The sequence below is a fragment of the Mesorhizobium carmichaelinearum genome (genome assembly GCF_900199455.1).
Lineage (GTDB): Bacteria > Pseudomonadota > Alphaproteobacteria > Rhizobiales > Rhizobiaceae > Mesorhizobium > Mesorhizobium carmichaelinearum.
In genome coordinates this window covers 1-20,965 of the sequence record NZ_FZQR01000022.1, presented here as the reverse complement: position 1 = coordinate 20,965, position 20,965 = coordinate 1, and the positions used below count along the sequence as shown (strand labels likewise).

Below are 20,965 nucleotides of genomic sequence, written 5' to 3'. Positions count from 1 at the left end.
GTCCCTGGCCGAAGCTGGAATCAAAACGCGCCGAACATGCCCCGGCGCGTTGAATTGTTGAGCTTGGCTGAAGCCTAGAACTTAAGGCCGACGGCGACCCTAAAATCATGCGTTTGCACGGTGTGCTCCAGCTGGCACCCGGGGCCGCAATAGTCCAGCGTCTTCTTGCCGAAAAACGAGAAGTCGTACTCGCCGCGCAGGAAGACGTTGTGGGTAAGCGCCACGTCGACACCGGCACCGACGATGCCGCCGACAAGGGTCGCGTCCGCATCCGTCGGCGGGAACGGTCCGCCGCCCGGCCAGAACGTCTTCAGCTGCGCCGCGGTGACACCGGCGGTGACAAACGGCAGATACTGCCCCATGTCGACGCCGACCCGGCCCTTCAGCGACCCGAAGAGGCCGGTCGAGACATCCAGCGTCCCTGCTCCGGGAACGTCGGTGAAGGTCGACTTCTTGAAGCGATAGCCAAGTTCGCCTTCAACGCCATAGACGATTTTGCCCGACTGAAAATTGTAGCCAGCAAAGCCGCCAAGGGTCGCCGAGCCCACGGAGTGTTTGGAGGTGCCAAATACGTCGAACGGTGGCGGCTCCTGGATGCGGTAGTGATCAAGCGTTCCGGCGCCAAACGCGCCAGCATAAGCGCCCTGCCAGGTCCAGTCCGGGGTTGCTGCCGGCGCCGCCAAGTCAGCAGCCAGACCAGGTGCGCACAGCCCCACGCTGAAGACGGAAGCGAGCAAAAGAGATTTCATCGGATTCCCCAAACAAGTTCTTCGCAACCTATCCGGGATTTCGTCGCCCTGCTGTAGCAAAGAGATCACAGCGCGTCGGATTCTGTCGAACCCGCGCACGCTTAACTATTTGGTCGAAAAATGACTTTTATCGATTTCTAATAAACGTGTTCGACTCCAAGGAGCGCATGGCCCTCCGGCTTGTCGCACTCTTCCGCTCAAGGGAAGGAGCGGGAGCGCGAGCGCCCCCGCCCCTCGCCTCGGCCGGTCAGGCCTCGGTGGTCTTCAGCGCGATGAAGGTCATGTTCTTGACGCTCGACGCGGTGCGGTCCCAGTTCACAGCCAGCGCCAGCTCGGCATCGGTGGCGAACTCGCCGGCCGAGGAGGCGTCGAGGAAGCGGGTGCCGGGTACATGCGGCACGAAATGCCGGCGGCCGACCATTTCGGTGACGCCGCCGCCATGACCCTGGCGCGGCTTGCGGTCGAACTCCAGCGGGCCGCCCTCGGTGTTGACCGGCAGTTCGTTCCACAGGATCGCCTTGTCCTTGAACATGAAGGCGGTGTAGACGCCCGCCGTCACCGGAATGTCGTCGTCGACGACCGCCCGCAGCCCCATGTAATAGGGGATCAGCGGCCCGCCCTGCTCGGAGGACGGCACATAGTCGATGAGGTCGGCGAGCTTCAGCGCCTTCATCTGCTTGGAGTGCATCCAGATCGTCTTGAACTTGTCCGCGCGGTCGCCCATCAGATAGGCGGCCTCGATGATGTCGGTGTCGACGATGGAGGCGCCGGTGGTGCGCACCAGGTCGCCGCCGTCATTGGCGATGTTGTCGGCGACGACGCCTTTCAGGATGCCGAGCAAGGTCAGCTTGTTGGCGCGCTGCCAATACTCGGTCTGCCGCTTGACGATGAGCTTCTGCGGATCGTCGCCCGCCAGGATCGAGGTCAGGTCCGGAACGCCCCACGCCTGGGCGCGGACGTTGCGGGCGGCGACCTCGCGACGCGAGCCGACCTTCTTCATCTCGATGGAATCGGCCGGGTCGTCATTGACCGGCTCGGACGGATCGTTGCCGAGGTCCTTCCAGCCGGGCATGTCGACGGAGCGGCCGCCCATCGAGAGTTTCGAGGAGATCGCCGGGTCGGAAAACAGGATTCCGGCCTGGTAGATTTCGAGCGACTGCACATGTTCCTCGAAAGCATATTGCGCATAGACGGACGGAACGATCGCGTCCGCGATGCGGGTGTAGGCATCTGCCATTTTTCTCTTCCTTCAGGTTGGGTTTGGCGGTGACGCCCCCTCACCCAGCCTCCGCTTCGCTCGGCTGACCTCTCCCCGGCGGGGAGAGGAGCTGAGACGGCGGTGCCAGCCTCTTCTCCCCACCGGGGAGAAGGTGGCCGCGTAGCGGCCGGATGAGGGGGGGGATCGGATACGGCTGACCTCTCAGAGAGGATTGTTGGGCATCCAGAGCTCCGGGTTCTCCCCGGCCTCGCGAGCCAACCGCCGGGCACGGGCAGGGTCGCTTTTGACGAGGGCTGAAATGGCCGTCAGGTTGCGTTCGCCGGCGGCGTTGCGCTTGAACGGATTGCCTCCGCTGCGCCCGGCGCCGCCGTCGATCGTGTCTTCCCTGAACATCGCCTCGCCAATGGCGTGGAAGGCCTTGGCGATCTGCGGATCGGTCAGCGCCCCGTCGGGCAGAAGGATGCCCTTCGCCTTGTAGGTGTCGACCAGACCGAGCTTCTTCATCGCCCGGTTGGCGACCTCGAGCTTTTGGCGAAAGCCATCGCTGTCGGTCGGCCCCCAATCCCGCACAAGGTCGTCATGGGTGGCTTCCACCGAGCGGGCGAGCGCGATCTCTTGGCGCGCGGCCTGCTCGGCCATGTAGCCGACGAACTTGTCGTGATAGGCCTGCGCGGTTCTTGGCGAAGCACCCGCTTCGACCGCCCAGGCCTTGGACGCATTGGCGAGCTCGTCCGAATAGGCGAAGTTTTCCGGCAGGCCTTCCGGTCTGCGGTATTCGACCTTCTCGGACGAGGTGACCGGGCGCATGGTCTCGGGCAGCCGGGCATGAAAACGCTCCCAGTCCTCCCGCGATGCATCCGCGCCGGGAACGCGCAGGCTCTCACCCTGCTGCCGCTCCAGCTCCGCATAGGATGTGAAAACCCTGTCGAGGCTTTCAGGCTTGGTCCAGCCCTTGGTTTCAGCGAGCTTGCGGTTGCCTTCGGAAAGACCGTCAAACCAACTTTTGGCCGGAGGCGCGGCGGACCCGTTCTCCGCGCCTGCCGGTGGCCGTACTGGGTTGCCCGCCGGCAGCGCACGCGCCGCCACGGACCCGGCGTCTGCCAGATCTGTCATGTGATGTTTCCTTTTTGAGATTCGAAGACGTGGTAGCGCCGTGCGGCGAAGCTGCCGATCTCCCCCCTCGTGGGCGAGATTGGCTGTTTGTCAGCGCCTACGCATTATCGCCCCAGTTCTCCCACAGCAGCGTCACCGTCCCCGTCACGGCAATCGTCCCATCGGCATCGATATCCGTGCCGGTGGCAAACGCCAGGTTGAGATAGAGATCGACCGGCGTCGTGGTGCCATCCAGCGTCGCCGCGGCCACGATATCGGCGGTCGAGGCCGTGGACAGCGCTGCACCGGCGCCATCCAGAGTGCGCGCGGTCGAGGCCAGCACATTGACCATGGTGCCGGCCAGCGTCGCGCTCGACGCCGCCGCAGAACCGAGCGACCAGGTCAGCGCCGCATTGTCGTTGATGGTCGAGGCACGGGTGGTCAGCACCGCGAACTGCAGCCGCGCCGTGCCGCCCTTGATGCGCACCTTGCCGTCGGCGAAATCGAAGATCTTTTGGGCGGCATAGGCCTGCGCATCGGCAACCGGCACCTGCATGCCGGCGAAGCTGAATACGGTGCGGAAAGCACCGCCCTGCCCCGTGGTCACGGCCTTCAGGCCGAGTTTTGGCGGGGCAAGGCCGGCCTCGCGGGCGGCGGCACGGACAAGCGTCCGGGGAAGACCTCGGGTCATGGCATTTCTCCATTTTTCGATGAGACGAGAAGGGGGTGTGCGCAGCGCGCGGGACGGGGCCAGGCTCGGCTTCTGCCGAGCCGTCATAGGCTGAATCATTTTGACAAGGACGATAGCTAGCGCCTTGTTCGAAAGAGGTGTTTTGGCCTCCCGGTCCATCAACGCCCGAGAAACCATGTCTTATATCGTGAGCGTCCGTGCCCCCGTTCCGCCGCAATGCGACCGCACGGGACGATCGATAGGGATTTCAGACTTTTAAGGGAGACCTCCATGACCTTTCACAAAGCCATAGCCGCCGTGCTGATGACCGCCGCCCTTGCCGGCTGCCAGTCGCAGACCGAAGGCCAGCAGCGCGCCACCACCGGCGCGCTCATCGGCGGCGCCGGCGGCGCTCTCGTCGGCCAGGCCATCGGCGGCAACACCAAGAGCACGGTCATCGGCGCGGCCAGCGGCGCGCTGCTCGGCGCCGTCGTCGGCTCGGCCACCACCCCGCAGCGCCGCGGCGACGAGATGTGCCGCTACCAGGACCGCTACGGCCGCATCTACACCGCGCCTTGCGACGACCGCTACTACAACGGCAATTATTGAGACCTCAGCTCCCTTCTCCCCGTTCCACGGGGAGAAGGTGCCCGAAGGGCGGATGAGGGGCCGCGCCGAGGCCTGAAAAGCTGGCACTCTGCCCTTACCCCCAAAGCATTTCGACGCTATCGTCTCTTCTCCAAAGGGGGTGACGATGCGGCTTCTGATAGCCTCACTGCTGGTTGTCTGTTCGGTCTCCGCACAGGCCAAAGAAGCCATCAACATTGACCAGATCGGCGGTTGCCTGGTCTTGCCGGTTGCCGCCGTCGACAATCACATCAAAGCCATTTTCGAAGTGACCCTGGACAAGGCCGGCAAGGTCAAGTCGGTCACCGTCGTATCCTACGAGCCAAGTTCCGAAGCGGCAGCAACAGCGGCCCGGCAACTTTCGAGATCGGTCCAGCGATGTTGGCCGCCGGGCGTCAAAACCAGCCCGATGCGCATCACGGTGGATCTGAGCGAAGTTTAGGCTTCCGCGAACTACGGCATGTCCGCAAAGGTCATGGTCCGTATCGATTGACCGAATGACCCGCCACGCTGGTATGCGGGACGCGCTCACCAAAGTCCACCGCATCCCATAGCGATTGAACCAACAGGCGACACACGCTATGGGTGCAAACTCGAAAGATTCAGAGATGAACTTGAAGATAGCCACCCAGACGGAATTGCGCATGCTTGCTATCGGTGCCGGGGCGACATTGAAGTCGTTTCGCAAGTGTCGCTCAAAACGGTGATGTCATGAGAACAGTTGGCTTTGCACTTGGCTTTTTGATCATGTCGGCGCCGCTTGCCGTTGCCAAGGAACCGATCAAATGGACCGTTTCCATAAGCGGCGGAAGCAAAATCGAGATTCCCGTTTTCCTTGCAGAGGGCGACGGTCGACTGCTTGGTGGATTCGCTGGAAACTATGGCCAAACATTCGAACCGGAGGAGTATCCGGACGTCGAGCTTCGTCAGTACCGAACTGATACCTACGGCAAGCGTCTATTCGAGTACCTCAAAGACATGTCCGTTGGCGATGGTGATAAAGTGACATATCAACTTGATAAGCCATCACTCGCCGCGATTTCGAGCATCTCGGCGGATGGCAAAGTCGTTTTCTACGGCATGTGTCAAAAGCATCGTATCGTCACCTGTTTTAGTATCGTATACGACAAGAAGGATCAGGCGATGTTTGGGCCAATTACCGAGCGCATCGCTCGGTCGTTTCGCAAGAATCGGTGACCCACGGACCTCTTCTTCGAGATCCAAAACCGTTGGCTCAACCTCCTGAAGAAATTTACTGGTCGCGCTCCGCGCAGCCACTTTGCGAGCTTGCCGCCGAGGGAGTGTAAGGTCATTGCGGTAATAGTTTTAGAAAGGGCCGAAGCTTCAGCGCGTATTTTGAATCGGTCGCATACGGCCTGTGCTGCCCCCTCGGTCTTTCTCGCTGAAGCTCGACAAGAGCGCTTTCAATGTCAGTGGCGTCGTTAGCTTCGGGGAAGTTATGTTTCATGACTGCAATGCGGTCGCGAATGCCTTCTTCAAGAGTGGCGTATTTGCGAAAACGTAGTTTACGTCTCACAAGTTGGCCATGTTCATTCTCATGCGTCCAAAGGTGTTGCGTGGCGCCTTTCCACGATTTGAAAGCCTTGACGCCGAAGTAGTTGAAACCAGGAGCCCTCTTGCCGCTTCCGCTTTCGAGCGTTGCCTGAGCGGCCATCAAGCGCGCTTGCGTATCGGTCAGACCGGCATTTAGGCCGGCTCTATAGAAGGCGTTAGCGAATTGCTTGGGGTGGCCTTTGGCGGCGAGAATATCCGCTGCAAAGTTGTTGGCCTTCTCGCCAAATGGTTCGTATTGCTTGCCACCCTCCTCAACACCAAAAGTGGCCACAGAGTGTTCAGCGCCGCGCGTCGCGCTGGAAACACTTTCGACATTAGCGCCGGTGTTGGTCAGACTTTCCTCATTTAGCCCCCGCGCCGGTTGGACAAGACTACCAAAGACACCAGGCGCAAGATTTGCCAGCAGAACATCGGTTGGCAAATCCTCCTGGGACGACTGTCCTATCCGCTCATCCGGCGTGAGTTGGGAGGCGTCGCTGGCTTTCTCGGTCAACCCATCGGAATCATAGGCTTGCTCATGGTCTGAGCCATCATCCTGCCCAAAACGACGATCATCGCGCCCAAAGCGATCAGCTCGAGGCGCCTGCGCCGGTCTGTCAAGCAAGCCGGCAGCAGCAAATTGCCGTGACATCGCCAGCTTGACGCCTGGATCTGCCGTTCCGGCAAGCAGACCATCCATCCTCGCCTGGATGTCTTGCCGCGGAAGTCCGCTGAGGTCTTTCAACACCGACTGGGGCACGGGCTGAAGGTTCTCGACGCCGAGATGCTGCTGAGCCGCGACGGTAAGGGCCAGCGCTTTTTGAACAGTGGCGGGGTCGCGCCCGCCTTGGTCGGATACCGCTCGCCAGGCCGCATTCACTTCGGGAAGGGCCTTGCCGACCTCACCGGCTGGATCGTTCCTTCTGGCTTCCAGCACCTGTTGGGCGGCAGCGGCAGTTATCTGGTATCCCGACTGGGCGTCCTGCGAATGTCCCGCGTTAACCGCCGCGTTGACAAGCTGGTCATGTATCTCCTGGTCCGACATGGCACGCATGTCAAAGGCCTGCTTGCCCGCCTTCACGTTCTGGTCGAATCTTGCGAATTGCCGGCGACCTTCGTCGACACCATAGACGGAGGCGAACGCTTCCGGCCCGGGCATCACACCAGCATAGTTGCCGGTGTTCGCGAACGCTGCCGGCGCGTTCTGAGAGGCAAGAGAAATGTTCGTGCGGGCACCGACCAATTGGGAGGCAGCCGCCACGGACGCCCGCTGGATGAGGGCATTGGTGGTGTCGGGCGAGAGAGCCGCAAGCAGAGCAGCGGTGGGCCGATCCTTGATCAGCGCCTGCTCCACCTTTTCATAGAGTGGCGCGAGCTCACCAGATTTGTCCTGGTCCCCAGCCAGCGGTGCGGCGCCATCCGCTTGTTCGTCTGCGCCATCGATCGCGCCGTTGCCAATCTTATGTTCCATTATCTTGGCCCCTATTGTTCCCGAGGTATTTGCTCGCCATCCAGCGAGCCCTTGCGCTGTTGACCGGTGGCAGCCCGCAACATCTGCAGCGCACGTTGAGGATCCTGCGCGATCAGCGCCTCCATCCGCGTCTTCGCTGTGCTTTCGCGCCAGGCGGCTTCGGCCTGCAACTTGCCCTGTGGATCTAGGCCCATCTTATTGAGAACATCGAGGCCGCGCTGGCGGGCGGCGTTAAAAGCGGCGGTGTCGTTCGCGTTGCTTTGAGCGATGGCGTCGAGCTCGGCCCGCTGGACGTCCGACCACTGCGCCTGCTCATAATCCTTGCGCCGCTGAAGCTGCCGTGCCGCCATGCGCAGCGCGCCGGTTTGACGCAACGCTTCTTTCTGCCGGGCGAAGGCGGCGCGCTGGCTTTCGGGCATGCCGGGCAAGGCGGCGGCAAACAGCTTGTCGAACAGCCCGGTCTTCACCACCCGGCCGCTGTACGGATCGACTTGGCCATACATGGCGTCATGCAGGCCGGCACCGTCGGCCGGCGCGTTGGCCGTGACCTCGTCTTCGGCTTGCGCGATCTGGCCGTTGAACCGGCGGCGGGCCAGTTCGGCGTCGAACGCTTCCTGCTGGTCCTTCATCTGCTGGTAGCGCTCGGCGGCAGCGGAAAGGTGATCGCCAAAACCCTGCATGGCGCCGCCGACCGGCGATCCCTGCGGGTATTGCGGCGCGTTGCCGGTATCGAGCCGGCGCTGGGCGATGGAAAGGGGGATGACGTGGACCATTGGCGGCTTCCTGCTCGAATGGCTTTGAACAAAGGCGCGAGGCGCCGGCGATCGCGGCACGGCCGGATCGCGCGCACGCTGGCTGTCGCGTTCGCGGGTTTTGTCGGATCGATTTTTTTTGGAGAATCCTGGAGCGGCGGTGCTGCCTGTTTGGGTCAATCGACCTCGTCGGCACTGCTAACTCGGGCGCGTCTGATTGATAGATACGTCGGCGGGACAGCGCGCCCCTCTGTCCTGCCGGCTTTCGTTGCTCGGAAAGCCAAGCAATTGGCTTCCCGTCCGCTGCGCGGACCGCTCCTCAACCCCCACGAGGGAGGAGATTGCAGCTTCGCGGCCTCCGCCTACCCTTCCGCCCGCGCCGCCTTCTCCAGCGCGGCTAGCTGCGCCTCATCCATCGTCAGAAAACCCATAATGTGCTGCACCACTTCGGCGCGGGCATTGCTGAGGGCGCTGTGCAGTTCGAAGCCTTCGGGCGTCCGGGTCCGCGCCAGCCAATCGCCATAGGACGGCCGCCGGTAATAGCCGACGGTTGCCGCGAGGTCGGCCAGCACCATCTCGCCATCCTCGCCGGAAAAGACACGCAGATACGCCTTGGTCAGCGCGTCGCGTGCCCTGGCCGGGCCGCCGGCCTGACCGGCGCGGGCGAAGCGTCTGCCGCTCATGCGCCGCCACCCGCCGGCGCCTGGCCACCGGGCATGGCTTGCCCAGTCTGGCCACCGCCCTGCCCGCCACCCGCGCCCTGCAGCATGTTCTGCAGGCCGTCGAGCAGGCCGCTGTCGCGCGCCTGCACCGCCGCCGGCACCGCATCCTTGGCGGCCTTGCCCGCACTGGCGATCGCCGCCATGCCGGCCTGTGCCTGTTGCGCCTTGGCGCGCGCGTGACGCATGCCGTCGACCTCCTCCTTGCGCCGGAAGATGCGCTGCGGGCTGCGGCCGGCGCTCTGCACGATCTTGATCGCCTCGTCGCTGTCGATATTGTCCATGACGCCCGGATCGAACTGCGCCATCTGCATGGCCGTCGTCACCACCTGGATGGTGTCGCGCGCCTCGGCCGAGCGACGCAGCACGTCGAGCGGGCCGGTGAAGGTCGGCCGCACCGTTTTGCCGGCCAGGCTTTCCGGCGGCGCAAAGCGGCTGTCCTCGTCGTAAAGCCCCTTGTCCACGAGAATGCCGAGCTCGCGGTCGAGATTGGTGGCGAAGCCTGCCTGGATGATCGAGCCGGAAGGCCCCAGCAGCGCCCCCTTCTCTTCTTGCCGGATCAGCGCTTCGGTCGCCGTCATCTGCGGGTTCTGCACCAGCGTCTGGAACAGGTTGACGAACATCATGTCGCGGATCTCGTCGGCGCGGCTCTGCGCATAGTTGAAGGCATAGGTCGGGTTCTGCCCGGTGGTGATGGGCGCAATCAGCGGCCGGCCATTGTCGTCGATCAGGCCGGGGTAATTCTCGCCGGGATTGAGCACCGGTACATAGTCGAGCCTGGCCTTCGAGGCGGTCGCCGGATCAGTGATCTGCTGCAACGCGCGCAAGCCGGAGCGGCGCACGGCGTTTTCCTCCCGTACGGTCGTCAGCGCCTCGATGGCAGGCGAGATGCCATAGGGGTCGCCCTCATAGCGGCGCCAGTTGAAGGTCGACACCGGAAAAGTGCGGAACCCGCTTTCCCTGGCAATTTCCTCCTCGTCCTCGATGACGTGGTAGGAGGCGAAGGCCGTGTCGAGGTACTGGTACTGATCGCCCAGGCGATACATCTTGCGCTCGTCGCGCGGCTGGATGCACTGGACCAGCGAGATTTTGGTCTCGCATTTGACCGGATCGTCGACCAGCATTTTTATGCGCGCCGGCAGTTTTTCATAGCCGAGCAGCTGCGCCGCCTGCCGCGCCGTGCGCTCGTAGCGGCGATGGAAGATGTCGACCTGGCCCCAACGGTTGCGACTGAGATAGCCCTCGACCACGGGGATCGAGGCATAGTGGATCAACGTGTTGCCGAAACCTTCCTCGGCATAGAGATAGGCCGGGCCATAGCGCACGACATTGCGCAGACAGGCTTGCGTGGCGGGGACAAAGTTCGAATTGGCGGAGTAGCGCAGCGAGAACAGGAAATCGCGCAAGCTCTCCGCCCATTCCTTCTCTTCATCGGTCTCCTCATCATTCATCGCCGCCGTCGACAGGCCATGCCATTTTTCCGACTGCGGAATGATCAGGCTTTCGAGCCCGGCGGCGAGCCGATTGGCGGCCGAGTTGATGGTGTTGGCGTAAACGCGGCTGCCGCGCCGCTCCTGCCGCTCGGCCTGCGAGTCCGGCCCGCCGCTTCGGCGCCCGCTCCAGACATCGGGCGCGTCGGGGTCGCAGAACTCCGCCACCTGCTCCCACACAGCCTCATACTGGCTGCGCTCGGTCTCGAGCTCGGACTGGCGGGACAGGATATCGCGGGCGCGGGAATCGGTCATGGGTGCCTCGCTGGGATGTGGGGAAGGGATGATAAGGGCGCGCGGCGCCGAAGCTGCCAATCTCCCCCCAAGTGGGGGAGATGTCCGGCAGGACAGAGGGGGGCGCTGTCCCGCGGCCTGCAACCATTTTCATGTTCTGCCCGGCAGGGTGTTTCGATTGGAAATGGGGAGCGCGAAGGATCGCCAGCCTCTCAGGCTTCCATCGAATTCGGTCCTCGAGGGCGAAAAAGGAAGGACTGATAGGTCGGCGGGGCAGCGCCCCCCTCTGCCCTGCCGGGCATCTCCCCCACGAGGGGGGAGATTAGCAGCATCACCCGCCCCGCTTCTTCAGCAACCTTGCGTGCCGGCGCCAGTACCACCAGTCCAGCACGCGCTTGCGAAAGCTGCGCTTCATCGCGGTCATGGTCAAAGCCCCAGCAGCACGCGGCGCTGGCCGGTGAGGCTCGACGGCGCGAGGTCGGTCTTGACGGTGCTCTGCGTGCCCTGGCGCTGTTCGAGCTCAGCCCGCAATGCCGCCTCGCGCGCCTTGACATCTTCGTCCTTGATCGTCGGCGCCGGCGGCAGCGGCTTCAGTTCCGGTGGTTTTTGAAACAGACACATGGTTCCAGCCTTCTCTTGTCCAATCGTAGAGGAAAAAATCTTCGCCGTTGCGGCCATAGCCCGGCAGCAGGCAGCGCTGCGTGGCGCCGAGCCGGCCAAGCCAGCGCAGCGCCAGATCATTGGCGGCCAGGGCGCGGGCCTCGACCCGCCAGGCGCCGCGAGCGGCAACCTGAGGCCCAAGCACGGTATGAAAGAACTCGGTGATCCCGGGCACGCAGCGCTTCATCCGGCGCGTGCCCCAGCTCCAGGCGATCCACAGCCCGCTCCGCTGCTCGGCCGCGCCGAACCCGGCCTCCGGATTGCCGTCGAGCTCGGCGACATAGGCAAACCCCTGCAGCGCGGTGAGCGCCAGCAGCGCCGGCGACCAATGGTCAAGCTGGCAGTCGATCTCGGCACGGTCTTCGGGCCGCAAGTTGGCGGCGATGTAGGAAAGGTCCCGCAGCGTGGCGGGGACGATGCGGATGGGCATGGATGGACTTTCCTCCGCGGGCAGCGAAGTCATCGTCAAGCGAGCGAAAGCGATCCCAGCTTCGTCACTCCAGGGCGAAGCGACGCAGCGCAGACCCCTGGAGCTGCTCCGCAGCCCAAGGAATCCATTCGGTGACATCGAGGCGTCGCGACGATGCGGAGGCGCTGCGTTGCTTCGCAATCATTGCGGCATCCGCACCGACCATCGCGCAAAAACAAAACCCGCCTCGAGGGCGGGTCGCCGGCGCAAATCAGCACCATGGGCAAAATGTACCATTGCTGCCCTCACGCGGTCAATGGGCCGCAGGAAAAAATTCCTATTTGGTGCCGTTCCGGGCCAAAATTACGGTGACAATGCACTGCTTCCGCTCGATCGTCCTGAAGCAATAGCGGACTTCGAGAAGCGGAGTCGCATCAGGGAATGAGTGCACTGTCACGGCAATTCCGTTCGTCGGCTGATGTCGCGGAATGGATCCCCGGGTCAAGGCGGTCAAGCCCGAGGATGACGAACCGGTAGGCGTCCCGCCCCTTGAAGGCGGTTCAGAGGCCGTGCCAGTCTAGGCTTTTGGCTTCGCCTTCCTGACTTCCTCAATGGCCATGTTTAACGCCGTTTCAAAGGCGTGCCTTAAGCCAGAGATCTTGTCTTTCCTCAGCGCAGCTGTTTGTTTTGAAATAGGTGCGAGTTCCCAAATGAGCGCGTTGCCTGCCTCCAGCAGGTGAGCCAGAGCTGCATCCGTTGCCTGGCTCGTTTCCAAAAGGTCGCGCGACTTCCCAATGTTCAGCTGCAAATGACGCGTGATCCCTTTCACGTTGCCTGCTTCCGCATGGATCGCCTCTCTGCGCAACTTATGCAGGTACTCCACCGCTGCTCCGATTGGCATTTGTTCCTCCCTTGCTGTCGAAACCTAACGGATCATCATACGCCTCATTCTGAAAGAGGCCGCGCGATATCGTGGGTTTGGCGACTCGGGCGAAACCAACCAGGTCCGGAACTCAAGAATGTTGGAAATTCACTGGTCGAGCTGGCAATCGATCTCGGCGCGGTTTTCGAATTACGGTGACAGTGCACTATTTCCCAGATCTCAGTCCGAACCTCACTCCAATCACATAGACACAGTCGTTAAGATGCACATCACCGCAATTGCCGCGCCCTAACGATCCGCCCGCGCCGCCTTCTCCAGCGCCGCCTTACGCTGAATTTCGATAGTTCGATTCCAGAAGCGCACCACTTCAAAATGCTCTTGTCTGGTCAACCAGATCTTGTTCTCCAAACTGACTGGATCGCCGCCAACCGCAATCGGTTTGACCTCGAACAGTTCCATACCCTTGGAGCGAGGAGCTGTATCTTGTACGCTCATTTCAAGTCCTCCAGCGTGGCAAATAGATCGGCGAGGTCTCGCGCTATCGTCTCGGCGGATTGCCGTTCCATAAATATAAACGGGATGCGCACGATTGGCATTTCCACATCGTGGGTGTCGAAGCCATAGGCTTCCCCTCCTCCGTTCGATGCGAACAAGAGGATGCCTGGCGCGTATTTTTCAACCTCGTATTCTCGATTGAAATCAGCCAACTCTTCGGCTTTAAAAAAAATAATATAGTTGTCGCCGATGAAACCTTCGCCGCCATTATGCTCTTTGAGGAAGTCGGCGTAATCCTTGGGCAGCACGACGCCCAAGCGCGCGGACAGGCCATCGACGACTGTGGATTCAGCCGGCGCGTCGAACTGGCCCTCAGTCAAACTATATCCCACTGATCTCCTCCTAGGTCCTTCAGCAACTCATTCCACCACGGCGTAGCCTGTTGTCTATGAACTTCGCGAGGCAGAACGATCTTTGTAGGAGGTGTCGATCGGACTACCGCCAAACTTCACTGGAGAGACCGGTCAGCGTTGCGTCGCCGCGACAACAAAGGCGCGATCCCGTTACTGTTCGTAAGGCTCGACCACAGCAAACGGAATGCCTAACGGTTCCAACAAATCGAGAATACGTCTCGAGATGACCAGACGGAAGGGTATCGCGATCCCGAAATCGTCGCGGCCAGCCTTCCCATTTACTTTCAGCCAGACGAAAGGTGGCAGTTCCAGCCCGGGTTGATCCTCTTGACACTCTTCCGAGGTAGTCACCTCGGCCTCGGCAAACGTTGCACCTGAAAAGCCCATCTTCTGCAGCGCGCGCTGGGTTTCCTGGGTGACGAGGAAACAGGGGAATGTCGCAACGATCACATCACCGAACCAGCCCTCTACCACATAGTGAAGCCTGCTTACGATTGGTGGGTGGACGCTCCGGTCAAGAACGGTGTTTTCGCCAATCCCACCAGCGACGTTTGGCCGTATTTTAAAGTATCGCATCACTCACCTATCAGGGGATTGAACAGATACCCATATTTCCTATTGATATAGGTCACGTATAATTACGGTGACAGTGCAATATTTCTGTTCGATCGACCTGAAACAATAGCGGACTTCAAGAAGCGGAGTCGCATCACGGGATGAGTGCACTGTCACCGCAATTCCTACCGCCAAACTTCACTTGAGAGACCGGTCCGCGTTGCGTCGCCACGGCAACAAAGGCGCGATCCCGTTACCGTTCGTAGGGCTCGACCACTGCAAACGGTATTCCCAGTGATTCCAGCAAATCAAGAATACGTTTCGAGATAACGAGGAGATAGTTTGCTGCAATCCCGAAGTCGTCGCGGCCTGCCTTCCCATTCACTTTCAACCAAACGAAAGGTGGAAGTTCCTGCCCAGGTTGATCCTCATGAAACTCCTCGGATGTCGTCACTTCGACGTCGGCGAACGTCGCACCTGAAAAACCCATCTGTTGTAATGCACGCTGGGCTTCTTCGGTAACGAGGTAACACGGGAACGTCGTGACGAGCACATCACCAAACCAGCCCTCTACTTCATAGTGAAGCTTGGTCACAATCGGCGGATGGACGCTCGCGTCAAGAACGGTGTGGTTGCCAAGCCCACCAGCGACGTTCGGTTCTATGTAAAAATATTGCATCAATCACCTATTGGAGGATTGAACAGATGTCCGTATTTCTTGTCGATGTAAGTGACGTAGTCCAGCACTTGCTGGCGGGTTGGCTGGGGATGCGACCTGTAAAAATTATTCCATTCGTATCGGAAAACAGTCTTGTGCAAAAGATTATCAAGCCCTTTGGGAATTCCGCGAAGGTTCTGAAGCGAGTGCATTTCATCTTCGGCAACGAGGCCAATATATCTTGTCAATACCTGCCGCTCTGCCGCGTGATGGACCACTACTTGACCCTCCAAGCTCGGGTATGCATCGAGGAACGTTTTGCGATAATTTTTTGAAAGAGCCTTGCCAAACGATGCTCCCGGATACTTTACCTTGGAGGGGTCCCTTGCGATCGACTTTATTATCTCAAGAAGCTCGGCCTTGTCAGGCTTGGCGCCTGTGCTCAAGCGGTAGGCGGCCTCTTTTGCTGCATCTATTGCACGAGACTCCGCCTCGACAGCCTGGCGAGCCACCGACCTCTCGGCGGCGAGATCCGATGCTGCGCGTGAGCCGCTATCGGCAAATTCCTCTATCGGCCTAGCAAGCTTGCCAGTCCCGCCGCGGACTATGGCCAAGCCTTTTGCAACGGCTTCGCCGACTGCCTCTAACGCTAGGCGCCCGTCGGCAACCGCCCCCGAGCCGGGGGTGGCCGGCAGTTGTTCAAGGAAGCCCCAAGGGGAATCGCGCAGATCCTGGAGACCCAGTCCAATGTCGTGCGGGATGCGGCCTAGGGCCTCGAAACCCTCGCTCAGATAATTGCCGAAGTCGTCCGCGGCTTGTTGGAATGCCGACCGGGGTTCGCCAGGGCGTGCCGATAGAGGCCGCCCTTGCCCTATCGCAGAAGTGACGATCGGATCGACTAGAGCCGGCCAAGAAATGCCAACGCGATCCAACTGCTGAGACAGGGCATCGCGCGCCGTCGGATCGGGCGCCGCTGCCAGAAGATCACGCAGGATGATGCCCTTCTCACCCTGCGGCACGTCTTTGTTGCCAAAGGTATCAGCTATGCTTTGGACAACAGCCTTCGGCAGGGGTTGAGGGGTCTCGACGCCCAGTTGCCTCTGGGCTGCCACCGAGACGGCGATAGCCCATTTGTATGCCGCCAGATTGCTGATCTCCGACTTGCTGCCTGGACCGGTTGCTGCCTTCCACGCAGCGTCCACATTGGGGAAGACTTCTCGAACATAGCCAGCAGGGTCCGCCCGCCTCATGCCTAGTGTCTTGAGAGCCGCCGCAGCGGTAACCCGATAGCGCGTCTGCTCCTCTTCGGAACTGCCAGGCCCAGGCTCCGCATCGCGCAGCGCTGCGTGGATAGCCTGGTTGGGCATGGTCCGCATGCCGAAGGCTTGACGGCCGACATCCATCTTCAAGCTGAAGTCGTGGTACTGCCTACCGCCCTCCTCAGCGCCATAAACGGCAGCGAAGTCCGCAGGGCTGGGCATGTTGCCGGCATAACTGCCGGTCTTGGCGATTGCGTCCGGGCCGTTCTGCGAAACGAGAGCGATGTTGGTGCGCGCCTCGATCAGATGGGCCGTGTTCGCGGCATGTGCCTGGTCGATCAGCCACTGAACGTCGTCTCGAGATAAGTCAGCGAGATGGTGGGCTACCGGCTTGATCGCCATTGAATTGGGTGCCGAAGCACTGTCCCCGAACGCCTGTGCTATGCGCTCATCCGGTGTCGGCGTGCCGACACGGTCGTCTTTCCCCGCAGCCATCTTTGAGCCGCCCGACAAGGAGCTGCCCTCAGTCTGCGCGCTGCCGCCCGTAGCATCGCCGCCGGAGGCCGGCGCCCCCACCCCAAACATCTCCAGCGCGCGCTTCGGGTCCTTGGCGATCAGCGCCTCGAACCGCGCCTTGGCGGCCGTGCCAAACCAGTCCTTCGCCTTCTGCTGCCGGATCCCCGGGTCGAGCCCCATCTTGTCGATCAGGTCGAGCCCTTCCTGGCGGGCAGCTTCGAAAGTGACGGGGTCGTCGGGGTTGGCGTTGCCGATGGCGATGGCGCTGGTCTTCAGCGCCGTGTCGACCTCGGCCTGCTCATAATCCCTGCGCCGCTGAAGCTGCCGTGCCGCCATGCGCCGCGCGCCGGTTAGACGCAACGCTTCCTTCTGGCTGGCGAAAGCGGCGCGCTGGCTCTCGGGCATGCCGGGCAAGGCGGCGGCAAACAGCTTGTCGAACAGCCCGGTCTTCACCACCCTGCCATTGTACGGATCGACCTGGCCATACATGGCCTCATGCAGGCCGGCGCCGTCGGCTGGCGCGTTGGCCGTCACCTCGTCTTCCGCCTGCGCGATCTGGCCGTTGAACCGGCGGCGAGCCAATTCGGCGTCGAACGCCTCTTGCTGGTCCTTCATCTGCTGGTAGCGCTCGGCGACAGCGGAAAGGTGATCGCCCAGCCCCTGCATGGCGCCGCCGATCGGCGATCCCTGGGGATATTGCGGTGCGTTGCCGGTATCGAGCCGGCGCTGGGCGATGGAGAGCGGGATGACGTAGACCATTGGCTGTTTCCTGCTCGAATGGCTTTGAACAAAGGGCGCGCGGCGCCGGCGAGCACGGCAGGGCCGGATCGCGCGCATGCTGGCAGGCGCGTTTGCTGGCCTTGTCGGATCGAAGATTTTGGTGAGACTGGGTTGCCGGCGTCAGGGAGCGCCGACACCAGAGGCACATCGAGAACGAACGACGTTGAAAAGCTATTTCCTTGAAGAGCTGGCAGATGAGCAACAGGCTCGACGCGCGTTGAGCGCGCTACTGCCCGGACAATCCGAGCCTTGGTTGCTCATGGCGGCCGAAGGCGATCCTATTGCCTATTTCAACATCACAATTTTGGAAGACGACGGCGGCTTGGCGATTCAGGCCGACATCAGCGGCGGCCATTTCGAGCGGGATGCTGAAGTTCTTTCAGTCCTTCATTCCTTGCGGACAGAGCTCGGCGGTGTCGTTTGCGACGACTGCACATAGGCAAGACTTCTACCGAAACGCCCCCAGCGGATCGCTCTGTCCCGCCGGCCGTCGCGCCGCCTTGAACTCCGCCGGATCGACCACCGCCTCGCGCAGCATCATCACGCCATAGCGCGTCGCCGCCATCAGGTCGTCCCGCAGTTTGACAACCTGACCATCCTTGCGATGAAAAAGCCGAAACTCCTCGAACCAGTCGGTCAGCGTCGAAAACACCTTGAAGCGGCCGGATTGCATGCGGTCGAGCATCTCCATCAGCCCGGCCTCGACCGAGACCGAACCGTCGGCAAATTGCGCGTGGCGCGACAGCATGTTCAGCCCGTGCGCCGCATATTGTTTGGCCAGCGCCACCCCCGCCCCTTCCAGCGTCTCGCGACGGCCGTCGCGCGGCCAGGCGAAGGGCAGCCATTCGCCCCAGGGTTTCAAGGTCAGCGTCTGCATCGCCGGCGTCTGCTGCGAGGCCCGCACTGCTTTTGTGACATAGACGACATCGGCCTCCGTATCCCAGGCGAGCTCGACGGCGGCGGAAGGATGGTCCCAGCCGAAATCGAGCGCGCCGATGCGCGGCCAGTAGCGTGGTAGCCGGAACGGCGCGCAGGCGATCGACGCCTCGGCCACCGGAAAGATGCGGCCCGAGCCCAGCACCGGAATGCCGCGGGCGCGCGCCTCGCGCTCATGCGCGGGATAGGCGGCAACGATCGCCGCGCGCTCCTGCGGCGAGTAATGCGCGGCATCGTCGATGGTCATGAAGGTGACGTGACGGGACATATTAGCCTGTCCTAATTACCTGCCGTGACGAGCTATTGCCATTGATAATACTGTTCATCAATGCGAAGTAGCTGATGACTCGGGGGAGATACATGATCCGCATAGCAATCGTTGTCGCCATTGCCGCCAGTGCATCAGCGTGCCAATCGAACGTTCCGTATGATACAAGTAAGAAGACCTGCAAGATGTACGCAAATTCTTCAGGGTTCGAACGCGAAGTTTGTATCCCAGACACGCCAAATAAAGCATGCAATGTCTGGTATAATCAGATTACAGGTGATGAAAGGATATGGTGTCAACCGCTTACGCGGAAAGCGACCGATCCTAAAGCTCGCGCCAGGCAGCTTGCAGGCAGCCGATACCCCTGATTGGGCTTCATTCTGCTTTTTTACACCCAGACCTGATCAGCCAATGGGAACGTCTCGGGGGCGGCGCTGTTTGAGCAGATCCTGGTGTTGCCCGCCGCGCGGGAGGCGCTGCACGAAGGCTCGGAGCAGGCGCTAAGCGGTTTCAGCAGGGACGAGGTGGCGACGCTGCTGGGCATGCTCAGGCGGCTGAACGAAAACCTCGATCGGACGGTGGCGCGGGAGACGGAGTGAACAAGTTCAGAACCCGAACTACCAGGCCCGCTCAGCTCTTATACCCCTCGTTCAGACAATCATTCTTCCAGGCCCAGTCGAAGTCGGCCCGTGACATGGACTGGCCCATGCCCGGCTCGACGAACGGACCGGCGGCGTTGTCGATATAGACGATGAAGCGCGCCTCCTTGGTGAAGGTGCCAACCCTGGCGGTGATGACACCGCAGGTCTGGCCGGACGAACTGTCGCCGGTAGGCTGGACATGTGAGAATGTGGCGGAAGGATCGCTCAGCAGACTGCGCATCTTGCCTTCGGCCGCGGTGATTGCATCGGCGCGCCAATCGCCGCTTCCGCTGCAGGCTGAAAGCAGGGCAGAGAGCAGGAGCAGTTTTGCGATTTGGCGCATGTCAGACCTCGAACGTCGCGCCGGACGCTACTCGACCACCGGTTGCTGCAAAAGCGGCATTGCAAATCATGGTTTCGCGGCGGTTCACCCTCTCGCCATCCGCTCCACCTCACCCGCCGACAGGAACAACAGCACCACATCGCTCATACCCAGCAGCGGCGTAAACGTGACGATCGTTATCCCGCCTGTCGCATTGGTGCGGGTCAGGCCTTCGGAATAGATGTCGAGCGGCGGTTCCTCGTCGAACCAGACGCCGTGCAGGGTCTCGCCTTGCCATTTCTCGCGGCCTTTTTCGAAACTCTTGAAGGACAACACGCTCTCGCCGGCCTGCAAATCGCCGCCGCCGCCATGGCGCACCACGACGCTGTCGAGCGCGCCCGGCGCGCCGCGGCCCATGATGGTGTCGACAATGGCATCGGCCGGGATCATGCCGGTGCCCCAGGCCGCCTGTTGCTGCGGCGGGCCGACCAGCACGCGCTGCGGGTTGTCGCGCGTGCCCTCGCCGGTCACGCCGGCGGCCCACAGCCGCACGGGCGTGTCGAAAACCTTGCCTTGCCACCACTGGGGATAACGGCCGGTCAGATGCATCGCCCATTCGGCGCCGCCGGCCCTGGTCTTGCCGAGCTGGTTACCGGCCATGAACAGCCTTTCGCGGTTGATCGCTCCTGCCGCGTGAAATTCAGCCTGGCGCGGATACGGCTTGTAGGCCGCCAGCTGGTTTGTGCGTCTGCGGCGGTCAAGCTCCGCCAGCAGCGCCAGATATTCCGTCTTGGCTGTGATCGGCGGGTTCTTCGAGGAACGGTTTGACGACGGCTTCGAGGCTGCGGATGCGGCTGCGGATCTCTTCATCGCTCAAGGCGTCCAGATGGTTGATGGCGACATCGAAATCTTTGGGCAGCACCGAAAGCACGATCTTCAGATACTGGTCCGGCTTGTCGGCCCGCACCTCGGCGATGACGCCGGCGCCATGCGCCCGGAAATCGGCCCGCACGGCGGCGAGAAAGTCATCGCCCAGCGTCTTCTTCGTCCGCTTCGGACGGGTTTTTTGCGCAACCGCCTCACGGGCGGGCTTGCGCCTTGCCGGCCTTGCCTTGCCGCGCGCCGGCCTGTCGGTGATGTCGTCAACCATCGACCTGGTCCATCGTAGCAGCGGCATCGCTGGCCGCCTTGCCCGCCTTCGGCGCCGATCCGGCCGGCTTCCTCGATCGGGTTTTTTTCTTCGCCCGCTTGGCGCGCTTCGGCTTTGAGGTCGCGGCAGGCTTTGGCGCACCGGCGCGCTTTACCACGCTGGCCTGCGCCTTGAGCCGCGCCAAGACGAGACCGATGGCATGCCCGCCGATGCCGGCTTGCGGAAAGCCAAAGCCACCGGCCGCGTCCCGCACCATGCCGATCAGCACGCCGGGCGCGACCACCTCGACCCGGCCCAGACGCGGCTGGGGTGCGGCGCCCTCGAACGCGCCGATGGCGCTGACGATTTCACGGCCGTCATCGTCGGTGATGATCGTGGCGTAGCGTTGGGTCATTGGATTTCTCGCAAAGGTCGCGCCCTACGACGCCCCCCTCTGTCCTGCC

The 20,965-nt window shown here is 61.9% G+C and carries 25 protein-coding genes; 5 read left to right on the top strand and 20 right to left on the bottom strand.

The genetic code is table 11. The features are described from left to right. Positions 1 to 74: 74 nt before the first annotated feature. The 4 genes from CKW40_RS32570 to CKW40_RS32555 all read right to left on the bottom strand — a co-directional run bounded on the left by CKW40_RS32570 (position 75) and on the right by CKW40_RS32555 (position 3,751). Positions 75 to 749 (bottom strand): outer membrane protein, encoded by a 675-nt coding sequence (locus CKW40_RS32570; protein ID WP_095203843.1) that lies wholly within the window; start codon positions 747 to 749, stop codon positions 75 to 77. 247 nt (positions 750 to 996) lie between these two features. Next, positions 997 to 1,986, bottom strand: a complete 990-nt coding sequence (locus CKW40_RS32565; RefSeq protein WP_095203842.1) for a Coat protein — start codon at positions 1,984 to 1,986, stop codon at positions 997 to 999. Between the two features lie 183 nt (positions 1,987 to 2,169). Further along, on the bottom strand, positions 2,170 to 3,081 hold the full coding sequence (locus CKW40_RS32560; RefSeq protein WP_095203841.1) for a hypothetical protein: 912 nt from the start codon (positions 3,079 to 3,081) through the stop codon (positions 2,170 to 2,172). A 97-nt stretch (positions 3,082 to 3,178) separates the two neighbouring features. Beyond that, positions 3,179 to 3,751: a hypothetical protein gene (locus CKW40_RS32555; RefSeq protein ID WP_095203840.1), complete on the bottom strand. Its 573-nt coding sequence runs from the start codon at positions 3,749 to 3,751 to the stop codon at positions 3,179 to 3,181. A 270-nt stretch (positions 3,752 to 4,021) separates the two neighbouring features. On the opposite strand from CKW40_RS32555, the gene CKW40_RS32550 reads away from it, so the two are divergent. The 3 genes from CKW40_RS32550 (at position 4,022) to CKW40_RS32540 (ending at position 5,554) form a co-directional block, all read left to right on the top strand. Continuing rightward, the gene (locus tag CKW40_RS32550) at positions 4,022 to 4,339 is read left to right on the top strand and encodes a YMGG-like glycine zipper-containing protein (RefSeq protein ID WP_095203839.1); all 318 of its coding nucleotides are present in this window, start codon (positions 4,022 to 4,024) and stop codon (positions 4,337 to 4,339) included. Positions 4,340 to 4,478: 139 nt separating this feature from the next. Next, positions 4,479 to 4,799, top strand: coding sequence for a hypothetical protein (locus CKW40_RS32545; RefSeq protein WP_143748411.1), 321 nt, complete (start codon positions 4,479 to 4,481; stop codon positions 4,797 to 4,799). A 269-nt stretch (positions 4,800 to 5,068) separates the two neighbouring features. Beyond that, positions 5,069 to 5,554, top strand: coding sequence for a hypothetical protein (locus tag CKW40_RS32540; protein ID WP_095203837.1), 486 nt, complete (start codon positions 5,069 to 5,071; stop codon positions 5,552 to 5,554). Between the two features lie 112 nt (positions 5,555 to 5,666). Here CKW40_RS32540 and CKW40_RS32535 read toward each other — a convergent pair whose 3' ends face one another. The 11 genes from CKW40_RS32535 to CKW40_RS44070 form a co-directional block, all read right to left on the bottom strand. Then, positions 5,667 to 7,382: a glucosaminidase domain-containing protein gene (locus CKW40_RS32535; RefSeq protein ID WP_095203836.1), complete on the bottom strand. Its 1,716-nt coding sequence runs from the start codon at positions 7,380 to 7,382 to the stop codon at positions 5,667 to 5,669. A gap of 11 nt (positions 7,383 to 7,393) precedes the next feature. Continuing rightward, positions 7,394 to 8,062, bottom strand: coding sequence for a hypothetical protein (locus CKW40_RS32530; protein ID WP_179298201.1), 669 nt, complete (start codon positions 8,060 to 8,062; stop codon positions 7,394 to 7,396). Positions 8,063 to 8,496: 434 nt separating this feature from the next. After that, entirely contained in the window at positions 8,497 to 8,817 is a 321-nt protein-coding gene (locus tag CKW40_RS32525) for a Bbp19 family protein (RefSeq protein ID WP_095203835.1), read from the bottom strand. Beyond that, positions 8,814 to 10,598, bottom strand: coding sequence for a portal protein (locus CKW40_RS32520; protein WP_095203834.1), 1,785 nt, complete (start codon positions 10,596 to 10,598; stop codon positions 8,814 to 8,816). Before CKW40_RS32520 ends, CKW40_RS32525 begins: the two co-directional genes overlap by 4 nt. 499 nt (positions 10,599 to 11,097) lie before the next feature. Next, entirely contained in the window at positions 11,098 to 11,667 is a 570-nt protein-coding gene (locus CKW40_RS32515) for a hypothetical protein (RefSeq protein ID WP_095203901.1), read from the bottom strand. Between the two features lie 556 nt (positions 11,668 to 12,223). Beyond that, the gene (locus CKW40_RS32510) at positions 12,224 to 12,547 is read right to left on the bottom strand and encodes a hypothetical protein (protein ID WP_095203833.1); all 324 of its coding nucleotides are present in this window, start codon (positions 12,545 to 12,547) and stop codon (positions 12,224 to 12,226) included. Between the two features lie 270 nt (positions 12,548 to 12,817). Then, positions 12,818 to 13,024 (bottom strand): hypothetical protein, encoded by a 207-nt coding sequence (locus CKW40_RS32505; protein WP_095203832.1) that lies wholly within the window; start codon positions 13,022 to 13,024, stop codon positions 12,818 to 12,820. Then, on the bottom strand, positions 13,021 to 13,416 hold the full coding sequence (locus CKW40_RS32500) for an SMI1/KNR4 family protein (protein ID WP_095203831.1): 396 nt from the start codon (positions 13,414 to 13,416) through the stop codon (positions 13,021 to 13,023). Before CKW40_RS32500 ends, CKW40_RS32505 begins: the two co-directional genes overlap by 4 nt. A 171-nt stretch (positions 13,417 to 13,587) precedes the next feature. Further along, positions 13,588 to 14,013, bottom strand: a complete 426-nt coding sequence (locus CKW40_RS32495) for a hypothetical protein (protein WP_095203830.1) — start codon at positions 14,011 to 14,013, stop codon at positions 13,588 to 13,590. 232 nt (positions 14,014 to 14,245) lie between these two features. Beyond that, positions 14,246 to 14,671 carry a hypothetical protein gene (locus CKW40_RS32490; RefSeq protein ID WP_095203829.1) on the bottom strand — a complete coding sequence of 142 codons (426 nt, stop codon included), beginning with the start codon at positions 14,669 to 14,671 and terminating at the stop codon, positions 14,246 to 14,248. Next, entirely contained in the window at positions 14,671 to 17,184 is a 2,514-nt protein-coding gene (locus CKW40_RS44070) for a hypothetical protein (protein WP_179298200.1), read from the bottom strand. The genes CKW40_RS32490 and CKW40_RS44070 overlap by 1 nt, the downstream gene beginning before the upstream one ends. Positions 17,185 to 17,260: 76 nt before the next feature. Between CKW40_RS44070 and CKW40_RS43245 the strand changes: the two genes are divergently transcribed. After that, positions 17,261 to 17,644 carry a hypothetical protein gene (locus CKW40_RS43245; protein ID WP_143748410.1) on the top strand — a complete coding sequence of 128 codons (384 nt, stop codon included), beginning with the start codon at positions 17,261 to 17,263 and terminating at the stop codon, positions 17,642 to 17,644. Positions 17,645 to 17,653: 9 nt separating this feature from the next. Here the strand turns inward: CKW40_RS43245 and CKW40_RS32475 are convergent, their stop codons facing one another. Beyond that, positions 17,654 to 18,409 (bottom strand): phage terminase large subunit family protein, encoded by a 756-nt coding sequence (locus CKW40_RS32475; RefSeq protein WP_095203827.1) that lies wholly within the window; start codon positions 18,407 to 18,409, stop codon positions 17,654 to 17,656. Between the two features lie 452 nt (positions 18,410 to 18,861). Between CKW40_RS32475 and CKW40_RS44065 the strand changes: the two genes are divergently transcribed. Next, complete coding sequence (locus CKW40_RS44065) at positions 18,862 to 19,008, top strand: hypothetical protein (RefSeq protein WP_179298199.1); 147 nt, start codon at positions 18,862 to 18,864, stop codon at positions 19,006 to 19,008. A 31-nt stretch (positions 19,009 to 19,039) separates the two neighbouring features. On the opposite strand, the gene CKW40_RS32465 is transcribed toward CKW40_RS44065, so the two are convergent. From CKW40_RS32465 to CKW40_RS32450, 4 genes are all read right to left on the bottom strand, one after another. After that, positions 19,040 to 19,393 (bottom strand): hypothetical protein, encoded by a 354-nt coding sequence (locus CKW40_RS32465; protein ID WP_095203825.1) that lies wholly within the window; start codon positions 19,391 to 19,393, stop codon positions 19,040 to 19,042. Between the two features lie 84 nt (positions 19,394 to 19,477). After that, positions 19,478 to 20,242, bottom strand: a complete 765-nt coding sequence (locus tag CKW40_RS32460) for a terminase large subunit domain-containing protein (RefSeq protein ID WP_095203824.1) — start codon at positions 20,240 to 20,242, stop codon at positions 19,478 to 19,480. Continuing rightward, complete coding sequence (locus tag CKW40_RS32455; protein WP_095203823.1) at positions 20,130 to 20,522, bottom strand: hypothetical protein; 393 nt, start codon at positions 20,520 to 20,522, stop codon at positions 20,130 to 20,132. Before CKW40_RS32455 ends, CKW40_RS32460 begins: the two co-directional genes overlap by 113 nt. Then, the gene (locus CKW40_RS32450) at positions 20,515 to 20,916 is read right to left on the bottom strand and encodes a hypothetical protein (RefSeq protein ID WP_095203822.1); all 402 of its coding nucleotides are present in this window, start codon (positions 20,914 to 20,916) and stop codon (positions 20,515 to 20,517) included. Before CKW40_RS32450 ends, CKW40_RS32455 begins: the two co-directional genes overlap by 8 nt. Positions 20,917 to 20,965 lie beyond the last annotated feature (49 nt).

Bases quoted from the DNA above. Each gene is read 5' to 3' on its own strand.
- CKW40_RS32490 (WP_095203829.1), bottom strand. From the start codon at position 14,671: ATGCAATATTTTTACATAGAACCGAACGTCGCTGGTGGGCTTGGCAAC.
- CKW40_RS32465 (WP_095203825.1), bottom strand. From the start codon at position 19,393: ATGCGCCAAATCGCAAAACTGCTCCTGCTCTCTGCCCTGCTTTCAGCC.
- CKW40_RS32535 (WP_095203836.1), bottom strand. From the start codon at position 7,382: ATGGAACATAAGATTGGCAACGGCGCGATCGATGGCGCAGACGAACAA.
- CKW40_RS32520 (WP_095203834.1), bottom strand. From the start codon at position 10,598: ATGACCGATTCCCGCGCCCGCGATATCCTGTCCCGCCAGTCCGAGCTC.
- CKW40_RS32455 (WP_095203823.1), bottom strand. From the start codon at position 20,522: ATGGTTGACGACATCACCGACAGGCCGGCGCGCGGCAAGGCAAGGCCG.
- CKW40_RS32560 (WP_095203841.1), bottom strand. From the start codon at position 3,081: ATGACAGATCTGGCAGACGCCGGGTCCGTGGCGGCGCGTGCGCTGCCG.
- CKW40_RS43245 (WP_143748410.1), top strand. From the start codon at position 17,261: ATGCTGGCAGGCGCGTTTGCTGGCCTTGTCGGATCGAAGATTTTGGTG.
- CKW40_RS32540 (WP_095203837.1), top strand. From the start codon at position 5,069: ATGAGAACAGTTGGCTTTGCACTTGGCTTTTTGATCATGTCGGCGCCG.
- CKW40_RS32525 (WP_095203835.1), bottom strand. From the start codon at position 8,817: ATGAGCGGCAGACGCTTCGCCCGCGCCGGTCAGGCCGGCGGCCCGGCC.
- CKW40_RS32530 (WP_179298201.1), bottom strand. From the start codon at position 8,062: ATGCAGGGTTTTGGCGATCACCTTTCCGCTGCCGCCGAGCGCTACCAG.
- CKW40_RS32515 (WP_095203901.1), bottom strand. From the start codon at position 11,667: ATGCCCATCCGCATCGTCCCCGCCACGCTGCGGGACCTTTCCTACATC.
- CKW40_RS32495 (WP_095203830.1), bottom strand. From the start codon at position 14,013: ATGCGATACTTTAAAATACGGCCAAACGTCGCTGGTGGGATTGGCGAA.
- CKW40_RS32550 (WP_095203839.1), top strand. From the start codon at position 4,022: ATGACCTTTCACAAAGCCATAGCCGCCGTGCTGATGACCGCCGCCCTT.
- CKW40_RS32555 (WP_095203840.1), bottom strand. From the start codon at position 3,751: ATGACCCGAGGTCTTCCCCGGACGCTTGTCCGTGCCGCCGCCCGCGAG.
- CKW40_RS32450 (WP_095203822.1), bottom strand. From the start codon at position 20,916: ATGACCCAACGCTACGCCACGATCATCACCGACGATGACGGCCGTGAA.
- CKW40_RS32505 (WP_095203832.1), bottom strand. From the start codon at position 13,024: ATGAGCGTACAAGATACAGCTCCTCGCTCCAAGGGTATGGAACTGTTC.
- CKW40_RS32460 (WP_095203824.1), bottom strand. From the start codon at position 20,242: ATGAAGAGATCCGCAGCCGCATCCGCAGCCTCGAAGCCGTCGTCAAAC.
- CKW40_RS32510 (WP_095203833.1), bottom strand. From the start codon at position 12,547: ATGCCAATCGGAGCAGCGGTGGAGTACCTGCATAAGTTGCGCAGAGAG.
- CKW40_RS44070 (WP_179298200.1), bottom strand. From the start codon at position 17,184: ATGGTCTACGTCATCCCGCTCTCCATCGCCCAGCGCCGGCTCGATACC.
- CKW40_RS32475 (WP_095203827.1), bottom strand. From the start codon at position 18,409: ATGTCCCGTCACGTCACCTTCATGACCATCGACGATGCCGCGCATTAC.
- CKW40_RS32565 (WP_095203842.1), bottom strand. From the start codon at position 1,986: ATGGCAGATGCCTACACCCGCATCGCGGACGCGATCGTTCCGTCCGTC.
- CKW40_RS32570 (WP_095203843.1), bottom strand. From the start codon at position 749: ATGAAATCTCTTTTGCTCGCTTCCGTCTTCAGCGTGGGGCTGTGCGCA.